The 22,108-nt window shown below is 40.3% G+C and carries 25 protein-coding genes; 16 read left to right on the top strand and 9 right to left on the bottom strand.

The genetic code is table 11. From position 1 onward, the window contains the following. Window positions 1–115: 115 nt before the first annotated feature. The 7 genes from hisA to rlmN all read left to right on the top strand — a co-directional run bounded on the left by hisA (window position 116) and on the right by rlmN (window position 6,298). Entirely contained in the window at window positions 116–841 is a 726-nt protein-coding gene (gene hisA / locus CSV76_RS03415) for a 1-(5-phosphoribosyl)-5-[(5-phosphoribosylamino)methylideneamino]imidazole-4-carboxamide isomerase (RefSeq protein WP_099624740.1), read from the top strand. After that, window positions 828–1,592: an imidazole glycerol phosphate synthase subunit HisF gene (hisF, locus tag CSV76_RS03410; RefSeq protein ID WP_085426676.1), complete on the top strand. Its 765-nt coding sequence runs from the start codon at window positions 828–830 to the stop codon at window positions 1,590–1,592. Before hisA ends, hisF begins: the two co-directional genes overlap by 14 nt. Then, window positions 1,585–2,235 carry a bifunctional phosphoribosyl-AMP cyclohydrolase/phosphoribosyl-ATP diphosphatase HisIE gene (gene hisIE, locus CSV76_RS03405; protein ID WP_099624739.1) on the top strand — a complete coding sequence of 217 codons (651 nt, stop codon included), beginning with the start codon at window positions 1,585–1,587 and terminating at the stop codon, window positions 2,233–2,235. Before hisF ends, hisIE begins: the two co-directional genes overlap by 8 nt. After that, entirely contained in the window at window positions 2,228–3,289 is a 1,062-nt protein-coding gene (gene hisC / locus CSV76_RS03400; RefSeq protein ID WP_099624738.1) for a histidinol-phosphate transaminase, read from the top strand. The genes hisIE and hisC overlap by 8 nt, the downstream gene beginning before the upstream one ends. Window positions 3,290–3,509: 220 nt before the next feature. Further along, window positions 3,510–4,862 carry a cyclic 2,3-diphosphoglycerate synthase gene (locus tag CSV76_RS03395; RefSeq protein ID WP_099624737.1) on the top strand — a complete coding sequence of 451 codons (1,353 nt, stop codon included), beginning with the start codon at window positions 3,510–3,512 and terminating at the stop codon, window positions 4,860–4,862. 96 nt (window positions 4,863–4,958) lie between these two features. Then, window positions 4,959–5,141 carry a hypothetical protein gene (locus tag CSV76_RS03390; RefSeq protein WP_085426672.1) on the top strand — a complete coding sequence of 61 codons (183 nt, stop codon included), beginning with the start codon at window positions 4,959–4,961 and terminating at the stop codon, window positions 5,139–5,141. 80 nt (window positions 5,142–5,221) lie between these two features. Then, the gene (gene rlmN, locus CSV76_RS03385; RefSeq protein WP_085426671.1) at window positions 5,222–6,298 is read left to right on the top strand and encodes a dual-specificity RNA methyltransferase RlmN; all 1,077 of its coding nucleotides are present in this window, start codon (window positions 5,222–5,224) and stop codon (window positions 6,296–6,298) included. 15 nt (window positions 6,299–6,313) lie between these two features. On the opposite strand, the gene CSV76_RS03380 is transcribed toward rlmN, so the two are convergent. From CSV76_RS03380 to CSV76_RS03365, 4 genes are all read right to left on the bottom strand, one after another. Continuing rightward, on the bottom strand, window positions 6,314–6,679 hold the full coding sequence (locus tag CSV76_RS03380) for a hypothetical protein (protein ID WP_099692496.1): 366 nt from the start codon (window positions 6,677–6,679) through the stop codon (window positions 6,314–6,316). A gap of 65 nt (window positions 6,680–6,744) precedes the next feature. Continuing rightward, window positions 6,745–7,305, bottom strand: a complete 561-nt coding sequence (locus CSV76_RS03375) for an SCO family protein (RefSeq protein WP_233204389.1) — start codon at window positions 7,303–7,305, stop codon at window positions 6,745–6,747. Continuing rightward, entirely contained in the window at window positions 7,302–8,705 is a 1,404-nt protein-coding gene (locus CSV76_RS03370; protein ID WP_099624736.1) for a sensor histidine kinase, read from the bottom strand. Before CSV76_RS03370 ends, CSV76_RS03375 begins: the two co-directional genes overlap by 4 nt. Further along, complete coding sequence (locus CSV76_RS03365) at window positions 8,702–9,394, bottom strand: response regulator transcription factor (protein WP_085426668.1); 693 nt, start codon at window positions 9,392–9,394, stop codon at window positions 8,702–8,704. The genes CSV76_RS03370 and CSV76_RS03365 overlap by 4 nt, the downstream gene beginning before the upstream one ends. A 142-nt stretch (window positions 9,395–9,536) precedes the next feature. Here CSV76_RS03365 and CSV76_RS03360 point away from each other — a divergent pair, with 142 nt between their 5' ends. The 4 genes from CSV76_RS03360 (at window position 9,537) to CSV76_RS03345 (ending at window position 12,101) form a co-directional block, all read left to right on the top strand. Next, window positions 9,537–10,286, top strand: coding sequence for a FixH family protein (locus CSV76_RS03360; RefSeq protein ID WP_085426667.1), 750 nt, complete (start codon window positions 9,537–9,539; stop codon window positions 10,284–10,286). A 122-nt stretch (window positions 10,287–10,408) separates the two neighbouring features. Further along, window positions 10,409–10,741, top strand: coding sequence for an ASCH domain-containing protein (locus CSV76_RS03355; RefSeq protein WP_085426666.1), 333 nt, complete (start codon window positions 10,409–10,411; stop codon window positions 10,739–10,741). A gap of 8 nt (window positions 10,742–10,749) precedes the next feature. Beyond that, a complete protein-coding gene (locus CSV76_RS03350) occupies window positions 10,750–11,190 on the top strand; it encodes a DUF2269 family protein (RefSeq protein ID WP_085426665.1) in 441 nt (146 codons plus the stop codon). Between the two features lie 125 nt (window positions 11,191–11,315). After that, complete coding sequence (locus CSV76_RS03345; RefSeq protein ID WP_099624735.1) at window positions 11,316–12,101, top strand: MetQ/NlpA family ABC transporter substrate-binding protein; 786 nt, start codon at window positions 11,316–11,318, stop codon at window positions 12,099–12,101. 50 nt (window positions 12,102–12,151) lie between these two features. On the opposite strand, the gene yfkAB is transcribed toward CSV76_RS03345, so the two are convergent. From yfkAB to CSV76_RS03325, 4 genes are all read right to left on the bottom strand, one after another. Then, window positions 12,152–13,255, bottom strand: coding sequence for a radical SAM/CxCxxxxC motif protein YfkAB (yfkAB, locus tag CSV76_RS03340; RefSeq protein WP_099624734.1), 1,104 nt, complete (start codon window positions 13,253–13,255; stop codon window positions 12,152–12,154). 21 nt (window positions 13,256–13,276) lie between these two features. Next, on the bottom strand, window positions 13,277–14,251 hold the full coding sequence (locus tag CSV76_RS03335) for a YecA family protein (protein WP_099624733.1): 975 nt from the start codon (window positions 14,249–14,251) through the stop codon (window positions 13,277–13,279). Between the two features lie 768 nt (window positions 14,252–15,019). After that, window positions 15,020–16,735 (bottom strand): phosphoenolpyruvate--protein phosphotransferase, encoded by a 1,716-nt coding sequence (gene ptsP / locus CSV76_RS03330; protein ID WP_099624732.1) that lies wholly within the window; start codon window positions 16,733–16,735, stop codon window positions 15,020–15,022. Beyond that, on the bottom strand, window positions 16,735–17,001 hold the full coding sequence (locus tag CSV76_RS03325; protein ID WP_099624731.1) for an HPr family phosphocarrier protein: 267 nt from the start codon (window positions 16,999–17,001) through the stop codon (window positions 16,735–16,737). Before CSV76_RS03325 ends, ptsP begins: the two co-directional genes overlap by 1 nt. 117 nt (window positions 17,002–17,118) lie before the next feature. On the opposite strand from CSV76_RS03325, the gene CSV76_RS03320 reads away from it, so the two are divergent. The 4 genes from CSV76_RS03320 to CSV76_RS03305 all read left to right on the top strand — a co-directional run bounded on the left by CSV76_RS03320 (window position 17,119) and on the right by CSV76_RS03305 (window position 21,297). Beyond that, window positions 17,119–17,871 carry a DeoR/GlpR family DNA-binding transcription regulator gene (locus CSV76_RS03320; RefSeq protein ID WP_085426659.1) on the top strand — a complete coding sequence of 251 codons (753 nt, stop codon included), beginning with the start codon at window positions 17,119–17,121 and terminating at the stop codon, window positions 17,869–17,871. Further along, window positions 17,868–18,782 (top strand): 1-phosphofructokinase, encoded by a 915-nt coding sequence (pfkB, locus tag CSV76_RS03315; protein WP_085426658.1) that lies wholly within the window; start codon window positions 17,868–17,870, stop codon window positions 18,780–18,782. Before CSV76_RS03320 ends, pfkB begins: the two co-directional genes overlap by 4 nt. 16 nt (window positions 18,783–18,798) lie before the next feature. Further along, window positions 18,799–20,706 (top strand): PTS fructose transporter subunit IIABC, encoded by a 1,908-nt coding sequence (locus CSV76_RS03310; RefSeq protein WP_085426657.1) that lies wholly within the window; start codon window positions 18,799–18,801, stop codon window positions 20,704–20,706. Window positions 20,707–20,919: 213 nt separating this feature from the next. Beyond that, window positions 20,920–21,297 carry a PH domain-containing protein gene (locus CSV76_RS03305; RefSeq protein ID WP_085426656.1) on the top strand — a complete coding sequence of 126 codons (378 nt, stop codon included), beginning with the start codon at window positions 20,920–20,922 and terminating at the stop codon, window positions 21,295–21,297. Window positions 21,298–21,353: 56 nt separating this feature from the next. Here the strand turns inward: CSV76_RS03305 and CSV76_RS17820 are convergent, their stop codons facing one another. Continuing rightward, a complete protein-coding gene (locus CSV76_RS17820; RefSeq protein WP_255396833.1) occupies window positions 21,354–21,482 on the bottom strand; it encodes a hypothetical protein in 129 nt (42 codons plus the stop codon). A gap of 83 nt (window positions 21,483–21,565) precedes the next feature. Here CSV76_RS17820 and CSV76_RS03300 point away from each other — a divergent pair, with 83 nt between their 5' ends. Beyond that, the gene (locus CSV76_RS03300; RefSeq protein WP_085426655.1) at window positions 21,566–22,084 is read left to right on the top strand and encodes a hypothetical protein; all 519 of its coding nucleotides are present in this window, start codon (window positions 21,566–21,568) and stop codon (window positions 22,082–22,084) included. The last annotated feature ends 24 nt before the right edge of the window (window positions 22,085–22,108 follow it).

Here is a 22,108-nt window from a genome sequence, read left to right as displayed (position 1 = left end):
CTTGAGACCCCACAGCGAAGCGAGGAGGCTCAAGCCATGCCCGCAGGAAAGCGTCCACCCGGAGTGCAGATCAACGGCGCTTAACGCTTATTTCATTTATTAGGAGGACTAGCTGATGATTTTATTCCCAGCAATCGACATTAGAGACGGCAAATGCGTCCGCCTCATCCAAGGCGACTACGCACAAGAAATAATCTACAACGATTCACCAACCAACATGGCGCAAGAATGGCAAAGTCAAGGAGCCGAATACATCCACGTCGTAGATCTAGACGGTGCAAAAACAGGCAATTCCGCCAATAAACAAGCGATCGAAGCCATCGCCAAAGCTGTCAACGTACCCGTTCAAGTAGGCGGCGGAATCCGCAACATGGAAATCGTCGACTCACACATCGCAAATGGTGTTGCACGTGTTATTATCGGTACTGCAGCGATTCAAGACCCGGAATTTCTTAAAAGAGCTGTTGAAAAACACGGCGACAAAATCGCTGTATCGATCGACGCACGTAATGGCTTCGTCGCAACAGACGGCTGGACAGAAACAAGTGACGTCAAAGCAGTCGATCTACTACAAGACCTTGCAAAAATCGGCGTCAAAACAGTGGTCTACACGGATATCATGAAAGACGGCATGCTCCAAGGACCAAACTTTGAAGAACTGAAAATCATGGATGACGCATCTGCCATCGACATTATCGCTTCAGGTGGTGTATCTACAGAAGAAGATATCAAAAAGCTTGCTGCTTCAGACATGTACGGCGCTATTATCGGGAAAGCATTATACGAAGGTAAACTATCCTTAAAAAAATTATTGGGGGACGACAGTCATGTCAACAACTAAAAAGATCATTCCGTGTTTAGACGTAGATAATCGTAAAGTTGTAAAAGGAAAGAAATTTCTAGACGTTCAGGAAGTAGCAGATCCCCTAACATTAGCAAAAAAGTATGTTGCAGATGGTGCGGATGAACTCGTCTTCTATGACATTTCGGCATCGACGAAAAATCGTGGTATGTTCCTTGATTTAATTGAGGAAATTGCCAAGGAAGTACCGATCCCATTCATCGTAGGTGGCGGCATTCGTACGCTCGAAGATGTAGATAAAGTATTTGAACTGGGCGGCAATAAAATTTCGATCAATAGTGCAGCCTTGACGAATCCAGGTTTGATTAAAGAAGTTGCAGATAAATACGGCTCTGATCGTGTCATGCTGTCTATGGACGTTCGACAAGTTGGCGAAGGAAAGTGGTCTGTATTCGCAAAGGGCGGTATGGAAGAGACCGGAATTGACGCAATCGAATGGGCCAAAAAGATGGAAGGACTTGGCGCTGGAGAACTTGTTGTTAACAGCATTGATGAAGACGGTGTGAAAGATGGTTATAATCTTGAACTCAATCGTGCAATGGCTGATGCAGTCAATATCCCGATCATCGCTAGTGGTGGTGCCGGAAAACCTGAACACTTTAAAGACGTACTGACAGAAGGAAAAGCAACCGCAGCACTTGCAGCATCTGTATTCCACTTTAATGAAATTAATATTCGCGATTTGAAAAATTACTTAGTAGAAGAAAATATCGCAGTTAGGAATGACTAAAATGACACTAGACATCCATGCATTAAAATTCGACGACAAAGGTCTAATCCCAGCAGTTGTACAAGATGATCGCACAGGGGAAGTCCTAATGCTTGCTTACATGAATAAAGAGTCCATTGAAAAAACAATCGAAACAAATCAAACATGGTTTTATAGCCGTTCAAGACAAGAACTATGGAATAAAGGCGCAACGTCGGGGAACACACAACAAGTAAAACGTATTTCTATAGATTGCGATCAAGATACAATTCTTTTACAAGTAACACCACAAGGCCCTGCTTGTCACACAGGCGAAAAGACTTGCTTCTTCACAACGGTAATGGAAAAAGAAGAATCATTGCGTGAAGTAGTCTATGAAGTAATAGATGAAATTGCAGACCGTAAAGCGAATCCAATAGATGGTTCGTATACGACTTATTTATTCAATGAAGGTATCGACAAAGTGTTGAAAAAAGTTGGAGAGGAATCTACAGAAGTCGTAATCGGCGCAAAAAATGCAGACAAAGAAGAAGTCTCCAATGAAATTGCGGATCTTGTCTACCATACACTCGTATTGATGAATATTCTTGATGTGGATCTGACGGACGTTCAGCAAGTGTTGCGTGAGAGACGACCGAAAAAGGAAGTGCCGCGAAATGAGTAGATTTCTGAGCACAGTTGCACGCCGTACAGAACCTTATGTTCCGGGTGAGCAGTTGAATCAGCCAGATATCATTAAATTGAATACGAATGAAAATCCTTATCCGCCAAGCCCGAAAGTCTTAGAAGCGATCCAATCGGAACTGAATGGAAATACATTGCAGCGTTATCCATCACCTACAGTGGACCCATTGCGTCACGCGATTGCGGAAACGTATGGTCTGACAAAAGAAAATGTCTTCGTAGGTAATGGATCTGATGAAGTGCTGGCTTTTTCTTTCATGGCATTTTTCGAACCAGGAAAAACTATTAAATTTCCGGAAATCAGCTATAGCTTTTATCCGGTCTATTCCAAACTATTCAATATTTCATTCGAAAAAGTGCCGCTGAATAATGATTTCACACTTCCTAAAAAACAATTTTATAATTCACCAGGCGGAGTCATTATACCGAATCCCAATGCACCTACGAGTATTTATGCAGAATTGGATGTAATCGAGGATATTCTGAAAAATAATCCTGATCAGATTGTCATCATTGATGAAGCATATATTGATTTTGCAGGTCCATCTGCCATGAAATTGATCGATCGTTATGCGAATTTATTAGTCATTCAAACTACGTCTAAATCTCGTGCGCTAGCAGGACTACGTGTCGGATTTGCGTTAGGACAACCTGAATTGATTGCTGGTTTGACGCGTATCAAAGATTCGTTCAACTCGTATACGATTGATCGTTTGGCAATGGCGGGTGCTACGGCAGCATTTGTAGATCATGCATACTTTACGGAAAGTACGAATAAAATCATTCGTACTCGTGAATCTGCAGTCCAAATGTTGAAAGAGCAAGGTTTCGAAGTACTACCTTCAGACGCGAATTTCGTCTTTGCAAAGCCTTTACACAAGGAAGCGAAAGTATTATATCAACAACTAAAAGATCGTGGAATATTAGTTCGTCACTTTGACCAAGAAGGTATACGTGATTATTTACGTATTTCCATTGGTACTGACGATCAGATGAATACACTGTTTGAAGTGCTTAAACAACTTACTACATGAATAAACTAAAATTGGCCATTCGATTTCGAATGGCTTTTTTCTTGTCTTCATAATATAAAAAGTCACTTAAAACGTTGTTATCTGAACGATTGTGACAATATGTTACATGACTTTTGTGTGTATATGTATACGAATTTATGTATTTTAAACTTTATCTATTGTATTTTTATACATGTTGTCTTATAATAATAAAAAGAAGCTTGATTGGAGAGATAAACTTATGAAAACAAAAAATATAATTATTATTGGTGCAGCAGGAAGAGACTTTCACAATTTCAATACATATTACCGCGGCAAAGAAGAATACAATGTCGTAGCATTTACAGCGACACAAATTCCAGATATCGATGGACGTAAATATCCGACTGAATTGGCTGGCGAATTATATCCAGAAGGAATTCCGATCTACTCACAAGATCAGCTACCTGAATTAATCAAAGAACTAGAAGTAGATGAATGTGTATTCTCTTATAGTGACCTAAGCTACGATAAAGTGATGGGAATTGGCGCGATTGTGAACTCGGCTGGAGCGAACTTTACATTGCTTGGATCAAAAGCAACGATGATCAAAAGTAATAAACCCGTTATTTCTGTTTGCGCAGTTAGAACAGGAACAGGGAAGAGTCAGACGTCACGTAAAATTATTGAAACATTGCTTGAGCACGATTTGAAAGTTGTGGCGATCCGTCATCCAATGCCTTATGGCGATTTAGCTGAACAACGTGTGCAACGTTATGCAACAGTAGAAGACTTCAAAAAACATAAATGTACGATTGAAGAAATGGAAGAATACGAGCCGCACGTTGACCGTGGTAACATCATCTATGCAGGGGTAGATTACCAAGACATTCTTGACGCAGCTGAAAATGATCCTGACGGCTGTGACGTAATCCTTTGGGATGGTGGAAACAACGACTTTTCATTCTACGAGCCGGACTTAGCGATCACAGTCCTTGATCCACACCGTCCAGGCCATGAGTTGAAATACTACCCAGGTGAAGTTTGCTTGCGCACAACAGACGTATCAATTATCAATAAAATCGACAGTGCATCGGAAGAAGCGATTCAAACGGTAGAAAATAACATTAAATTTGCAGCACCAAATAGTACCATCATTAAAGCAGAATCAAAAATCTCTGTAGACAATCCTGAAATCATCAAAGGCAAGCGTGTACTGATTGTTGAAGACGGTCCGACATTAACTCACGGTGAAATGAAGCTAGGTGCTGGAGTCATCGCAGCGCAACGTCTTGGAGCAGCTGAAATTGTTGATCCGCGTCCATTTGCGGTAGGAAGCCTAATCACAACGTTCGAAAAGTATCAGCATATCGAAAACATCTTACCGGCTATGGGCTACGGTGATGAGCAGTTAAAAGACCTTGAAGCTACTATCAATGCGGCAGATGTAGATGCAGTGATTATTGGAACACCAATGGATCTTTCACGTGTCATCAATATCAATAAGCCATGTACACGTGTTTATTATGACTTAGATGAAATCGGTACTCCAAATCTTGAAACTGTACTAACAGAGTTCATCAAGAAACATAATCTTTCCACAACAAATGTGTAAGAAAAATGACTAATCAAGCACCTGTAACGGATGAAAATTCGGTTGCAGGTGTATTTTTCTGCTATACTACGAGTAGTACAGTAAGGGGGAAGCATCTTGTTTAATTCAAAAATCATTGACTTAGTCATTGGAGTTGTCATGGGTTATTTTGCATATGATCGAATCGCGACAGGACATACAGGAATGGGTATTTTTTTCGCCGTGCTTGCAGCATTGAACCTTTTGGCATTTTTCCTAAAACTTAGAACTGACAAAAATGTTCAGCAAAAACAACTATAAAACGAATCAGTTGTTCCTTTCTCCACAATCTTGTAGTATAATAAAAAGATTGTAATTTTTGAAATGAGGCTAGAAATCAAATGAAAAAATCGATATACGGTTTGACAATTGAACAATTGACAGACTTTCTTATAGAAAACGGACAAAAAAAGTACCGTGCAGCACAAGTTTGGGACTGGCTCTATAAAAAGCGTGTCTTATCTTTTGATGAAATGAATAATATTAATCAAGAAACCATTGATGTATTGAATGAAAACTTCTCGGTTCAAACACTTGAGCAAAACGTTAAGCAAGTTTCACAGGACGGCACTGTGAAATTCCTTTTCAAAATGCATGATGGCAACTTGATCGAAACGGTTTTGATGAAATTCCCTTATGGTCATTCTGTTTGTGTCACAACACAAGTCGGATGTAATATCGGTTGCAGTTTCTGTGCAAGCGGACTTTTGCGCAAAAATCGTGATCTAGATGCAGGGGAAATTGTGGGTCAAATTATGAAGGTGCAAGAGTATCTTGATGGCAAAGGCGAAGATGAACGCGTAAGCCATATTGTAGTTATGGGTATAGGCGAGCCGTTCGACAACTATTCGAACCTGATGGACTTCCTTCATGTCGTAAATCACCAAAAAGGTCTATCAATCGGTGCGCGTCATATTACGGTTTCAACAAGTGGTCTGACAGAGAAGATCAAAGACTTTGCAGATGAAAAACTACAAGTAAACTTGGCGGTTTCATTACATGCGCCGAATAATGAGTTACGTTCATCCATCATGAAGATTAACAAAGCATTCCCGATTGAAAAATTGATGGATTCAATCAACTATTATTTAGAAAAAACGAATCGTCGTATCACATTTGAGTATATTTTATTGCGTGACGTGAATGACCACGTCAAAGAAGCAGAAGAGTTGGGTCGATTGCTTGCGGATAAGCGTCACCTTTCATACGTCAACCTAATTCCGTACAATCCAGTAGATGAACATGGCCAGTATCAGCGGAGTGAACCCGAGGCGATTAAATCGTTCTACGAAGCGCTTAGACGCAAAGGGATCAACGGTGGAGTACGTCTTGAAAACGGTACAGATATTGATGCGGCATGCGGTCAACTACGAAGTAAACAAATCAAAAAAACAAAAAAACAACCGGTCGGAGAATAATTCTCCAACCGGTTTTTACTTTTTACGCGCTAATTTTACGATGAATTGAACGATCACAGAGATTGCTAGTCCGAATGATGAAATAATGAACAGCGATAAAATTCCGATGGCTTCCGAAAATTCATTATCCATCATGATAAAGCTGCGGAACATCTCAGCAAATGCTAGAACAAGGACGACCATGAACATTTTAAATGCAATCGATAGCTGATAGAACAATAAAAGAGAAGTGACAATCCCGACCATCAGACCGAATACGGCGAACGTCAAATAGTTATTAACGATCAAGTCATGTCCAAGAACTGTCCGTACGCCTAAAATGAGTAGAACAAATGAAGTCAGCGCAGTAAAAAAACCGGCTTTCCAATAACGAGAATCCAACACGTACACCTGCTTTCCTTACCTAGTATAGCGGAATCGACGAAATTCGTCACGCAACCCGACTGTTATTTCATGCGTTTTAGATCGGCCAATAACTCTTCTTTATAAGATTCATTTGAGAAGTTATACTCCTTAAGAATATAGCCTTCCGAATCCAGTAGATAGAAATTTGTACCATGGACAACTTGCGTAGAAGATTTATGTTTCAGCACAAAAGTCTGGAACTCTTCCCGAGCAAACGCTTCGAATTGTTGTTGTGAGTAGCCCGTCAGGAAATGCCAGTTTGATTCATCATCAGTAAAGTTTGAAATATAGTCTTTCAAAACTGCAGGTGTATCGGTATCAGGATCTACAGTAAAAGAGACGAAGTTCATTTCGATGTCCTGATCTTTCAATTCTGCTTGTAGGTCTGCCATCTCACTCGTCAACGTTGGACAAACTGTTGTACAATTTGTGAAAATGAAGTCTGCAATCCATGGCGAACCAGAAAGCTCCTTGGAACTGAATGGTTGATCATGCTGATCCGTGAAGGTGAATTCACGGACTTGTTTCCCACGTTCAAGAGGTTGACTGCACCCATTGATGAATAGTACGAGCATCAACAGAAAAGGAATCAGACGTTTCAACTGTTTTCACTCCTTTGAATTTGCTCAGGTAATTCAATGATCACAATGGTTTCTGTTATTTCATTGGAAATCGTGAATGTACCTCCGTGTAACCGAACAATTTCTTTGACGATCGATAGACCAAGTCCAGTACCGCCTGTTGTGCGAGTTCGTGCTTTATCGGTACGGAAAAAGCGTTCTCCGATTCGCTCTACGTCCTCTTCTTCTATGGTCACGCCGTCATTGGCGATGCGATATTGTGCACCTTGCTTACTGGCGGTCAGATGAATAGTAATGGATTGCTCAGCATATTTTACTGCATTATCGATCGTGTTATAAAAGACTTGTTGCAATCGTTTAGGATCACCTTCCAAAATCAATTCCTCATCAATCGATGTGCTCAACTGAATATTTTTGTCCTGTAATCGAATCACAAATAATTCCAACGTATCTAATAGTAATTGCGCAATTGCAATCGGTTCAGTTTCCAGTGTATATACATCCTGTTCCAAATGGTTTAGCTCGACTAAATCATGTATAAGCTTCTTTAAGCGTTCGGTTTCTTTCTCGATGGTTGATAAGTAGTGTTTTACATCATCGGGAGACGAATCAATTTTATTGCGTGAAAGTTGCGCGTAGCCGCTAATATACGTCAATGGTGTCCTGAGCTCATGTACAATATTTGACGTAAAATCTTTCTTGCGCTGATCTTGCTCTTCAAGGGAACGACTCATTGAATCGAATGCAGTCGCCAGTTTACCTATCTCATCTGTCCGTCCTGTATTGAGTCGATTCGAATAATCACCTTTAGACACTTCTTCTGAATAGGTCTGCAATGTTTGCAACGGTTCGAATAGCGAACGCCACACACGCCGCAAAATTAGAAATAGAACGAGGAAGAATAGGCTCCCGACGAGTATGATAATGGGTAAACTGTCGTGAAAAACATCTTGGATCGCAGCGAGCGGAACATATATATATATGAAACCAATCAGTCCGTTTTCTCCTTTAATAGGGAAAATCCCACCGAAGATTTCCCGATTTAGTTCATCTACATAGCCTTCTTTCATAACGGGCTTACCCGTCTCTAATATCTTCTCGTCGCTATCATTGATGAGTGATTGATAATCAATCTTGTAGGGGAAATAGGACGTTAAATCATCTAAGCGATCTACGACGATGATTTCATACTCTGAGACGATGTTATACCATTGAATCTTTTCGATGATCGAATCACTGAGCTCACCGTAATGATAATGGGAAGCTGTTCGATTTCCTTGATATATGATCGACTCTTTAATTTGTTCTTTATATAATTCGGTATATAAGTAATGAATGAAGAAGAATGAAAATAATATGGTACACGTGATGCTTCCTAAAAATACAAACAACATCTTTTTGCTAAGATTTAAATTATTCATTCAGAGTCCTCTAACTTGTAGCCGATCCCCCATACCGTTTCAATCATTTTACCTGCGTCACCTAGTTTTAAACGAAGTGTTTTAACATGTGTATCAATTGTACGCTCACTGCTTTGATGATCATCGCCCCAGACCAATTCAAGTAATTGTTCTCGGGAATAGGCACGTCCTTTATGTTTGACTAACAACAACAGCAAGCCAAATTCCTTCAAAGTCAGATTTAAAGGGTTTCCGTTAAGCTGTGCTGTATACGAGTCTTCATTAATGGTAAGTGGACCAGCTTGTAATATAATTGGTTCAGGATTATGACGGTATGTTCTGCGCAAGACGGCTTCGATCCGCGCGACCAGTTCTCCTGGTAAGAAAGGTTTGACGATGTAGTCGTCTCCGCCAAGTTTTAGACCTTGAACTTTATCCCATTCCTCGCCTCGCGCAGATAGGAAAATCAATGGGATCGATGAAGTGCGTTTCATCTCCTCTGCAAATGTGAAGCCGTCCATATAGGGCATCATCACATCGACAATGCATAAATCTATCGTATGTTGTTTGACGATCGACAGAGCCTGCAAACCGTCGCTGGCTTCGAATACGCTATAGCCCGCATCTTCGAGTATCACACGAATCAAATCACGCATTTGCTGTTCGTCGTCAATGACTAATAATTGGTAACTCAATTTACTACGCCTCATTTCATAAAAGCTTATAGTTTAATTTTCCGTAAAAGATGTGAAATCTACATGAAGTTTCGAGAAGTTGTTAAAACTTCATTGAAATTTCGTAAACATATTTTATAATCATAACAGCTAAACGAATAGATAGGAGAATGAAAAGATGAAACGATTATCAATGTTAGTCATGAGTACAGCTATGATAGGTATACTTGCTGGATGTGGGCAAGACGATGATGTACCTACGGAAGCTGTTTTACCTGAAGTAATTGATGTAGAACTTACAGTACCAGAACAAGGAATTGCTAATGAACCGGTAACTCTAACAACACTTGTAACACAAGGGGAAGAAAAAGTAGATGATGCATCCGAAGTGGAATATGAGATCTGGGAAGAAGGTAAGAAGGAAGACAGTATTCTAGTTGAAACAACAAATGAAAAAGAAGGTATTTATTCAGCAGAAACAACATTCGATACGGACGGTATGTATCACGTTCAAGTACATGTAACTGCACGTGATATGCATGTTATGCCAGAAAAGCAAATCCAAATCGGGGATGCTACCCATCAATCGGATGAACACGAAAATGGCAAAGAAGATGAACATCATGAACACGGCGAAGGAGTAGAAGGTCTTGCTCTTCACTTTGTGCAACCTGAAGGAGCAAAAGCAGCAACAGACACAGAGTTGATGACGCATGCGCAGCTCGACGGTGAAGCAATAAAGGCGCAGGTTCGCTATGAAATCATCTCGGCAGATAAAGAAACCACATGGGTAGATACGGAAGAATCCAAGCCGGGTGAGTATACAGCAAACTATCAATTCCCTAAAGTAGGCAGCTATCAAGTGATTATTCATATCGAAAATGAAGACATTCACGAGCATGAAGAACATACAGTAGAAGTGAAATAAGTACCATCCCTCGTCGCTCCGGTGGTGAGGGTATTTTATTGGGAAGTAAAAGCTGTAATTCATTGATGAAAAGGGTTACACTAGTATACGTGAAAGATTAATGAATCAAGAGGAGTGTTAGCATGACAAATTATCCAGAAAAAACATGTTCAATAGAAAGACTTGTAACTATTCCGGAGGACGTACAAAAAGTACTCAACGGTGAAAAGTGGGCTACTAGACGTAATGGTGTCTATGCATACCCAGGCGAAACGATGACGTTAGAAGGCAAAGAGTTCAAAGTTGAAAAATTATATGAACAAACACTCGGAGAACTGACAGATGAAGACGCCAAATCAGAAGGTCATGAAACAGTTGAAGAATATAAACAGGCGATGCTGTCGATCCACGACAAAATGCCTTGGCTTCCTAAAATGAAGGTTTGGGTGCACGAATATAGCCCAATTCAGAAATAATATCTTAAATGAACTTTTATTACGGAGCGATTGTCTTTGCACACGTAGTGTCGGCTATAATTTCAGTAGGACCTTTATTCCTCTTGCTGCCCTTAATACGCCGGCTACGTTCTGCTAAAGCAGAAGCAGAAGACATCTATCTGGCGATTATCCGAGTCATTATACGACTTGTTATGCATTCAGGCCATGTGCTTGTTGTGACTGGTATATTATTAATTTTATTTGGTCCGTGGCCATGGAACACGTCGTGGATTATTCTCACAATAGGCGTCATGTTGCTGTCCGGGTTCTTCCTGGCAACTGGTTTCTCTTCTGTATTGAAAAGATTCCATGATCCAAGCAAAGACAGGGAAGCGGTACTCAACAAGTTACAACGTACTGCCTGGATTTATATTGGATTACTTATGGTGATGCTTTGGCTTATGGTACAAAAACCGGCAGTCTGGTGAAATTACATAGCGAGCAAAAAGATGTGTACAATGTTGCACATCTTTTTAATTGCAGGATTTGGTTTGACAGTGAAAATTACAGCGAATATGATGAAGATAGTGTTTTTTGAAAGGAACGATTTAAGATGAAAATGAAACTAGTCGGTCTGCTGACGATCCTTGGAATGCTGTTAACCGCATGCAATCCTACAGGCAGTAATGAAACGATAAAAATTGGTACAACGGCAGGGATTTATGCGAAAGTCATCGATCAGGCATTAAAACCGGCACTTGAAGAACAAGGGTACAAAGTCGAAGTGGAATCATACGTAGATTTAATTGAACCGAATAAAGAGTTGGCAGATGGTGAAATAGATGCCAACATCAACCAACAACAAATTAATCTTCAACAATTTAACGAAGAATATGACTTGCCTATAGTTGCTTTGACGGAAGTTCCAAGTGTGGGACTAGGCTTATATTCTAACTCGTTGACGTCGATGGATGATATTCCTAACGGTTCATGGATTACTATTCCGAATGATGAACTAGGCACAGCGAGAGCCCTACGTTTCCTTGAACAACAGGGATTAATTTCATTGGATCCAAGTGCAGCCACTTATGCAGTTACAGAAAAACATATTGATAGTAATCCGAAAAACTTGAACATCCAGCCTATCTTGATTGCACAGCTGATACCATCTATGGCAAGTGGTGATTTAGCCATCATTCCAGACAATTATATTATGGTCAATGAAATGGAATTGGAAGACGCACTAGCACATGAAGAGCTTGGTGAAGAGTTGCAATATATCGTTGCGGTCAGAGAAGAAGATCGTGAGAAGGGTTTTGCTTTAGCGATTAAAGAAGCAGTAGCATCAGAGACGTTCCAAGAAGCTATTGATGAACATTTCCAAGGCTTCGGAAAATAAAAACCACGTATGGACTCAACTATGAGCCATACGTGGTTTTTTCATCTACCTTATCTTTGCTGTCGCTTCAAAAAGTCTACATTTGGATAATAGGCATCTTTTACGAGTAAATTCGGTCCAAGACAACGCACTGCAGGACAGTGACAGCTTACGCTTTTTGCTAAGGGATGTTGTTGCCATTTAGTATATAAATCCGTCAACTGGTCGGTTTGAATATTCCCTAGTGGAGGAACATCTCCGAAATCTGTCACGATCACGTCTCCGGTAAACATATTGACATTCAACCGAGAACGACCGTCTGGATCATTTCGCACAGTGACATTTTCACTTGCTGCAAGTTTCTCAAATAATTCTTGATCTCTTGCATCGTTACTACAATTATAAAACGGTAAAGTCCCAAATAGCATCCATGTTTGTGGATCACGGTATGACAGCAGATCGAACATTGCTGTACGTGTTTCATCCAAAGTTAGTACATCCAATGAAGAAGCGAAATCGCTAGGATACATAGGGTGAATTTCATGGCGACCACATTTCATTTCATGGATAATTTGTTCATGAATGGTCTGTAGATGAGGTAATGTTCGGCGATTCAACATCGTTTCCGCTGACACCATAACACCCATTTCAGACAACGCTCGGCTGTTTTCAATCATTAGTTCGAATTGTGCGGCACGACGCTCACGTGGTGGCTTGCGTTCCATCCGGGCGAATCCACCATCGATGAAATCATCCACTGTACCCCAGTTATGCGAAATATGCAGGACATTCAAATACGGTGCAATTAATTCATAACGTTCAATAGGCATAGTTAGATTCGAATTCATCTGCGTCTGAATTCCGCGCGCATGTGCATACTGCAATAACGGTACGACATACTGCTCGACAGATTTTTTCGAAAACATCGGCTCGCCGCCTGTTAAGCTAATCGTTCGTAAATGGGGGATTTCATCCAGCCGCTGTAGCAGCAACTCGAGTGGTAATGCTTGTGGGTCTTTTTGTTGTAGCATATATCCAACCGCGCAATGTTCACAACGCATATTGCATAAATAGGTCGTCGTGAATTCTATGCTGGATAGAACTTGCTTACCATGCAAATCTACATCTTGATATGCTTCCCATGCATCTGATAAACGGGAATGTGATAGTACCATGTTCGTAACTCCTTAAGTCAATTAATTTTCATCGCTAGCATATTCTGCTAGGTCTTTCGCATATTTACTCATCGAAGAGGTAGAAACATCGAATGCTTCTGCGATCTCTTTTAATGTCATATCAAGCGGTTCGAAATGTTTATTGTCTAAACCATAACGGATTGCACCCGCAGCAATTGCTAGTTTCTTTCGCGCTTTTGGTTGCTTATCTACTAAGAAATCTTCAAGCACTTCTAACAAAGCTTGGGATTCTCGGTCATGTTGCTTTAAAAATTCAGCAGCCGCCTCTATAACTCCTGCTTCAAATTCGGTAAACTCATCTCCTGTATAGCCACTTTCACCGAGCGCAATCCAGAATTTCATGATGGAGTCTTTGAGTGAAGGATTTTGCGTGTCCGCAAGAGTTTCAGCAAACTGTTTGATCGCTTCCGAATGATCGGTCGGGAAGAAGATTAAACTTGAGACTGCTAGATAGTTACTTTCAGACGTACCATCGGAAAGAATGAAGCAATAGAAGTGGACACCTACGGGAACAGGCTTATCGCTTTCTTTCCACAATTCAATCGTTTCATCACCTAGAATACTTGTAGCCGTTAAATATGTATCTCCGACAGCGGTTACTTCACCGACAAATACCCTCGGCTCTGACCATCTATCAAGTAATTCTAGAATCGATGGGCGAATATGTTTTTTCTTCTGCTTGGCCAAATAGTCGTCCCAAATATCTCTCCGTTGATGGAAGAAGAATTCATCAAGCGCAATCGTTTCAATCATTTCTTGTGGTAAATAACTATTCAATGAAGATTTCCATGTATTTGCAAATTCCACGAACGCCGGTACATCTGGTCGCTCTGGATGAATGTCATAAAACGTCTGTAGTATATTCTCCATTTCATCTGTCAGTAAATCTTCAACTGTCACAGCTTCTTTTCGTTCACAGCACTTTTTATATTTCTTTCCACTGCCACAAGGGCACGGATCATTACGTCCAACCATTAAAACACTTCCCTTTTTAAAATTACTACATCTCTAAGTGTACCAAACGAGAGGCGAGTTCGCATGATATATGTGTGATGAATAAACTGCAGTGAAGTATTCGCTTATTTGTACTAAATAATAGTGGTAGTAGTAATCAAGAAAATGGAAGAAAGCAAAGTATGCAGTTAGATCCTCTCATATGTTCCCGGAAAAAATTAGGTAAACAGGTTACCATTTTGTTTGTTTATCCATATGCTATTTCGAGGTGACCTATGGAGCAGTCTAACTTGCTGTATTTATTGTATGTAGACATCTGTTTAATCATTGGCTTTTATATGTACATCCGAAAAATGAGGAAATTAATAGGTTTCCATTTAGGTATGAATATGAGCATGGATTACATAAGTCTTTTCTACAACGGCTACAGTATTTGGTATCATATTTTTTTTTGAGGCACTTCTGACAGTAATGGTGATCTCCACATTTACAATTATTTTCTTTTTTCAAAGCATTCACCTCCCACCGCTCTATGTAGTATATGAATATCTACTGCTAGAGAGATGATGGAACAACCTAAGAAAGTTGTAATGTCTAGAGATTCATTTTTTATAACAGATAGTGAGTGAAATTCATTCTCCACAAACTTTCTTTCCATAATAATTATATGGCTAAGTATACAAAATGAGAGGCGAGATCGTATAATGCTTTTCTGATCAAAGGATGCTGGAGAAATGAAAAACCGCTCTTTGAATCATCTAGATTCAAAGAGTGGTCCATTACGTAGTATTAGCTATCTAGACTTTTAATGAAGTGCAACACTTCATCCGCGGTAGATAGGGAAAGAATATGATCTATCTGTTTTTCTAAGGTAACCTTAGATAGTTTCTGGATTTGTGAACGTGTACGAAGTATGGAAGATGCACTCATGGAAAACTCATCTAATCCCATCCCGAGCAGTATAGGAATCGCCGTTTCATCACGTGCCATTTCTCCACACATTCCCACCATCTTGCCTTCTTTGTGAGCCGCATCAATAATCATTTTGATAAAGCGTAAAATAGATGGATTATACGGCTGGTAGAGGTAAGAAACGTGCTCATTCATCCGATCAGCAGCCATCGTATACTGAATTAAATCATTTGAACCAATGGAGAAGAAATCTACTTCCTTGGCAAATATATCAGCCAAAATAGCTACAGCCGGTGTTTCAACCATAATTCCGAGTTGAATCGTCTCACTTACTTCGATTCTTTCACTAATAAGTTGTTGCTTTACGTCTAAAAATAGTTCTTTTGCTTGCCTGAATTCATTAATCGTTGCGATCATCGGAAACATGATCCTCAAGTTTCCATATATACTGGCACGCAATAAAGCGCGTAACTGTGTTCTAAACATCTCTTCATGATCAAGACATAGACGGATTGCTCGTAATCCTAAGAATGGATTGGCTTCATGTGGAAGTTGTAAATACGGTAATTCTTTGTCTCCACCAATGTCTAGAGTACGAACAATGGTAGCGCTTCCGTTCATTTGCTCTAGCACGCTTTTATATGCTTCAAACTGCTCATCTTCGGTAGGGAATTGTTCTTTTCCCATGTAAAGAAACTCCGTCCGGAATAATCCAATCGCTTCTCCACCATTTTTCAAGACATTTTCCACATCATCGGGTGTCCCAATATTTCCAGCTAATTCAACGCGATGACCATCAAGTGTAATAGCAGGCTCGTTCGCAAGTAACTGCCATTCGGCTTTTTGTTTGGCAAATGCCTGCTGCTTTTCTTGATAAACGGCTAATGTTTCTGCGTCAGGGTTTACAATAACCTTCCCAGCTTCACCGTCTACAATAATGATTTCACCGTTTTGAATCATAGCCATTGCGGTTTTACTTCCGACAACGGCTGGAATTTCCAATGTTCTCGCTAAAATAGCAGAGTGAGAAGTAGGACCCCCAATATCTGTTACGAAACCTTTAATTAGTTCAGGATTCAGTTGAACAGTGTGAGAAGGCGTCAAGTCTTCTGCAATGATGACGACCTCTTGCGTAATGTCTTCGGGCGTTTGAATGCTGACGCCGAGCAAATGGGAAAGGATTCGTTTTGTTACATCCCGAATATCAGCAGCGCGTTCTCTCATATATGGATCATCCATCGCTTCGAAAATTGAAACATATAAGTTTGCCGCTTCTTGTACTGCATATTCGGCGTTTACGTGTTGCGTCTGGATTGTATCTGTAATAGCTGTGCGTAATTCTGGATCGTCGAGAACAAGTACATGTGCACTGAAAATAGCTGCTTCCTGTTCACCGAACTTTTCTTGTGTCTGTTTCTGAATCGTCGTCAATTCTGATCGGGAATGAGAAAGAGCGTTTTGTAGACGATCTATCTCTGTTGACACGTCTGAAATGGATTCCTTCAGTACAGTCAACTCCGCATTTTCTAGACGAAAGGCTTTGGCGATAGAAATACCATTGGAGGCTGCGATGCCCTGAAGGATCTTTGTCATTAGTCTTCTGCGCCTTCAGATCGTAATAATTCCTCCAGCTTGTTCATCGCGTCTATTTCATCTTCACCATCCGCAATCAATGTAATTGTAGATCCTCCAGCGACGCCAAGTGACATCACACCAAGAATAGATTTTAGATTTACCTTTTTTTCTTTATACTCAAGTGAAAGTTCTGATTTAAAAGGGGTAGCAGCAGCGACCAATTGGGCGGCTGGACGAGCGTGAAGCCCTTCACCATTGCTGAATACGAATTGTTTTTTTATCATTACGAAAACCTCCTATGAATTGTTTTGAATGTTTTTGACTGCTTATGAATGATTATGATGGATTTTATTGAATAATTCAAGTAATATGGTGTTATTGATAGAGAAGGTGGGTTGCATATGCTGACAAATGAACGGTTTGAATTGATTTTAAATAAATTAGCTACTCATAAAACAGTAAAGATCTCAGAATTAGTAGAAGCAACCAGCGCATCGGAATCTACCATTCGAAGAGATTTAACTGAACTTGAAACACTTAATAAACTTCAGCGTATTCATGGTGGAGCTACAATGCCAGATCGGGATATGCAGGAACTTAGCATCTCAGCGAAGTCAGAAAAGTATTTGGCAGAAAAAGTTCAAATTGCTTCATTGGCTGCGGACCTGGTAAAGGATGGAGATTTTATTTATCTAGACGCAGGTACAACTACGTATCAAATGATTCCTTTTCTAAGAGACCGTAATATAACGGTTGTAACAAATGGACTGACACATGTGGAATCACTAACTGAGCATGGTATTTCCTCTTATTTAATTGGAGGGTATGTCAAAGCGTCAACAGGTGCACTTGTAGGGCAACAGGCAATGACATCTTTGAAACAATATCATTTCAATAAATGCTTTCTCGGTACGAATGGAGTGGACTCTGTTAATGGATATACAACTCCCGATCCCGATGAAGCATCAGTGAAAAGTTTGGCAGCTGAGCTATCGAGAACCACGTACATTGTGGCGGATCATTCCAAATTGAGAAAAAGTAGTTTTATTAAATTTTTATCTATCGACGAAGCGGTATTACTGATAGATAAATTACCAGACGAGATCTTGAATGAATTAGAAGAAAAAACGTTAGTAAAGGTGGTACAGAAATGATTTATACATGTACATTCATGCCATCAGTGGACTATACCACCTATATACCCGCTTTTGAGCTTGGAGAACTAAATCGTTCAAATGAAGTATATTATTACCCTGGAGGAAAAGGTATAAACGTATCGAGGGTAGTCAAAAGACTAGGTGTAGATACTATAGCAGGGGGCTTCATTGGCGGTTTCACAGGAGATTATATCGAGAACTTTTTACGAGATGAAGGAGTAAAAACGGATTTTATTCGGACACCAGAAAACACTCGAATTAATGTGAAGATCAAATCTACCGAAGAAACAGAATTAAATGGACCGGGGCCTGAATTGAATGAACAGAATATTCAAAGCCTTATCGAGCGAATTGGACGCTTATCAGAAGAAGACTGGTTGATAATTGCAGGAAGGATACCAGCCTCGTTACCTTCATCTTTTTTATTAGAACTTGCAGCATATTGTGAACAAAATAAAGTGAAGCTGGTAGTAGATACGTCAGGGCCAGCTTTGAAACAGATTATGGAAATAATCAAACCTTTCTTCATCAAACCCAATGTGCAAGAACTTGAAGAATTGGTTGGTAAGACTATACACAGTAAAGAAGAAGCGATTGTTTACGCTAAAGAATTAATCGGTGACGGAATTCAACATGTTGTAGTGTCGATGGGTGGGGAAGGTGCGCTCTATGTATCTGACGAAGAAACATTGTTTGCCACTGTACCAAAAGGAAAGCTAGTTAATTCAGTAGGTGCAGGAGATTCACTAGTATCGGGTTTTATTGCGTCTTATTCTCAGGATGGTTGTGCAGAAAAAGCATTTAGATATGGCGTAGCAAGCGGGAGTGCCACTGCTTTCCAATCTGATTTATGTAAAAAAGAAGATGTTGAATCGTTAGTAAGTCAAGTGATTATTAGCAAACAATAGGAAGAGGTGCTATTTTATGAAAATTACACAACTCTTGACGGAAAAGACAATTAATTTGCATTTGCATTCCAGCTCCAAAGAAGCGGTCCTAACAGAACTGATCCAGCAGCTACATGATGCGGGGAATCTGCGTGATAAAGAACAATTTACAAATGATATTCTACAACGTGAGAGTCAGAGTACAACGGGGATTGGAGAAGGAATTGCTATCCCGCATGCGAAGTCAGCTGCGGTGCAAACACCTGCTATCGCGTTTGGTCGATCTATTGAAGGAATAGATTTTGAATCGCTTGATAGTCAACCTGCACACTTGTTTTTCATGATTGCTGCGAGTGAAGGGGCTAACAACGATCATTTGGATGCACTGTCTAGATTGGCTACATTCTTGATGGATACGTCATTCCGCGACAAAATCTTGTCTGCACAAACAGCGGCGGACGTTTTGCAAGCTGTTAATGAGAAGGAATCGGAATTAGATGAGGAATCCGTGGAAGAAGTTCAAACAACTCAAGAAGAGAAGTCAACTGTACGTCTGCTAGCGGTCACTGCGTGTCCAACAGGAATTGCACATACGTATATGGCTGCTGAAAAACTGAATGAGAGAGCAAAAGAACGTGGTCTTTCTTTGAAAGTCGAAACAAACGGTTCATCAGGTGTGAAGAATAGATTAACAGATGCAGAAATTGCGGAGGCAGACACCATTATTGTCGCGGCAGATACCAAAGTCGAAATGGCACGATTCGCTGGTAAACATGTGATCCAGACGAAAGTCGGGGATGCGATCTATGAAACCGATGCGTTATTGGACAGAGCGATTCAAAAAGATGCACCGATTTATCAACCTGAAAAAGGTCAGGAAGATACATCATCAGGGGAAAAGAAAAGCGGTTTTTATAAGCATTTGATGAATGGCGTATCCAACATGCTACCATTCGTTGTCGGTGGGGGAATATTGATAGCGCTCTCTTTCTTTTGGGGAATTGAATCATCCAATCCTGACAGTCCTGAATATAATGCTTTTGCAGCCATGCTTAACACTATAGGCGGTGGGAAAGCATTCTTCCTGATGGTTCCTGTATTGGCTGGTTTCATTGCTTCAAGTATAGCGGATCGACCTGGTTTTGCTCCTGGTATGATTGGCGGTTTGATTGCTGTTACAGTTTCAGGTGTGGATGGAGCAGACGGCGGTTCAGGATTTTTAGGGGGATTAATCGCTGGATTCTTGGCAGGATATATTACATTACTCGTCAAAAAACTGTTTGCGCGTTTGCCTAATTCATTGGAAGGGTTAAAGCCAGTACTGTTTTATCCGGTTTTCAGTATTGCAGCGACAGGATTAATCATGTTGGTCATCAATCCACAGTTGGCTAAGCTATACACAGGATTCTCTACTTTCCTTGAAGGAATGGGTGGGACAAATCAAATTTTGGTTGGTTTAATCATTGGTGGAATGATGGCTGTGGATATGGGTGGACCCATTAATAAAGCAGCGTACACATTCGGTATTGCGATGCTTGACGCACAAAACTTCCAATTTATTGCGGCTGTAATGGCTGGCGGTATGGTACCACCGCTTGGGATGGCCATAGCGACTACATTATTTAAGAATCGTTATACAAAAACTGAGCGCGAGGCTGGTAAAACAGCGTATGTGCTGGGCGCTTGCTTCATAACAGAAGGTGTCATTCCGTTTGCAGCAGCTGACCCATTGCGTGTTATTCCCGCTGCCGTAGTAGGGGCAGCGACGGCAGGTGCACTGACGATGGCTTTTGATATCTCCTTGCGTGCACCACATGGTGGAATCTTCGTCATGGGTCTCGTCGAAGGTGGAATTAGCAAGATTGTGCTTTACGCTTTAGCAATTGTCGTGGGTTCTATCATTACTGGACTACTTGCAGGAATGTTACGGAAGAAGCCCGCTTAATTTTGAGTTATATAATTAATAAGAGCTGGCCATGCGAAGTGATCAATTTGACACTGCATGGCCAGTTTTTTACTATTTCTATCCTATTCTCCTGCAACATGGTAAACTATTCTGAATGAACACTTCCGTATGAGATAGAAAACCATTGATATCCCCAACGGCAGTGTATGGTGACGTTTTAGACAAAACTATATCGAAAAGGGGAATAATTGTATGGGACTATTTGATGCGCTATTAGGAAATGCTTCTGCTGTAAACAATGTAGAAGTGAAGAAAGAACTGAACATGATTTTGGCAGATAGCGAAGATGTGGAAGCGGCATTTAAGCTTGTCCGTGATTTAATTGTATTTACGAAAACGCGATTAATTTTAGTCGATAAGCAAGGCATCACAGGAAAGAAAGTGGAATACCATTCGGTACCTTTTAAAAGTATCTCTCACTTCAGTGTGGAAACTGCAGGTACGTTCGATATGGATGCGGAATTGAAAATCTGGATATCAAGTTCCGAGACTCCACAAATCCAAAAACAATTTAGAAAAGATCAAGCCATTTATGATATTCAAAAAATATTAGCAACCGTTTGTGTTTAATTTTTATTTCAAACAAAGAAGTGGTGCTCTCTGTAATAGAAAGTACCACTTCACTATTATTTCGTGTTTTTTGAGATAGTACTCTCATACGCAACGAGTGTCACACCTAGTTTGTTTTCCAGGTGGTGTAAAGCATGTAATTCCTCCGCGTTTAACTTTGCAATCGAAGCGGCTTTGTTTGTCATACACATAACCTCCCTTCACGATTTGCATATAAGGTGGCTTTATTGAAAAAATCTATACATATAAGAGATGGGGAGGCCACGCTATGTACGATCCAACTGTATTTGAAAATTTAAGAGTGGCATTTGAAAATCAAATTTATGACTTGGACAATCTAGAACAAACAGTCCATATTTTAAATCGTAAAGATCAATTGGATTTAGCTATTATGGCAAGAGAATTTACGATTCGTTTTTCAAAAGTCGGATATCCGTCAGTCATCGTGGATCTCACTTTGAGTTCATCCCTTAAGGAACTTGCGAATGAAATACTCGAAGTTGAAGAAACGGAGCCGGGTTGCACGCTAACGCTTCTCGTTCGCACATTCATTTCTGATGTAGATAGGGAATGTGAGGAAATTGCGAGTATCCTTCGTACAGTTTGGGAAAACGATATTAGTTATACGCAAACACTTAGTTTTCGATATGAACAAACAGAGCCAGGCTTGATGAATCGTGTACGTATTCAATTTAAACCGAAATTGACGGAAGAACATATGTGTGAAATCGATGCATTCCTAGAAAGTGTACTGGACATGATGGTGCGAATTGGGGAAGTCTCATAGCAAAAGAAAAGCGCTTCCTTATAC

It is taken from the genome of Sporosarcina sp. P17b (assembly GCF_002743115.1).
Classification (GTDB): Bacteria; Bacillota; Bacilli; order Bacillales_A; family Planococcaceae; genus Sporosarcina; species Sporosarcina ureae_C.
Note: the sequence above shows the minus strand (reverse complement) of the source record. Positions and strands in the feature narration are given on the sequence as shown.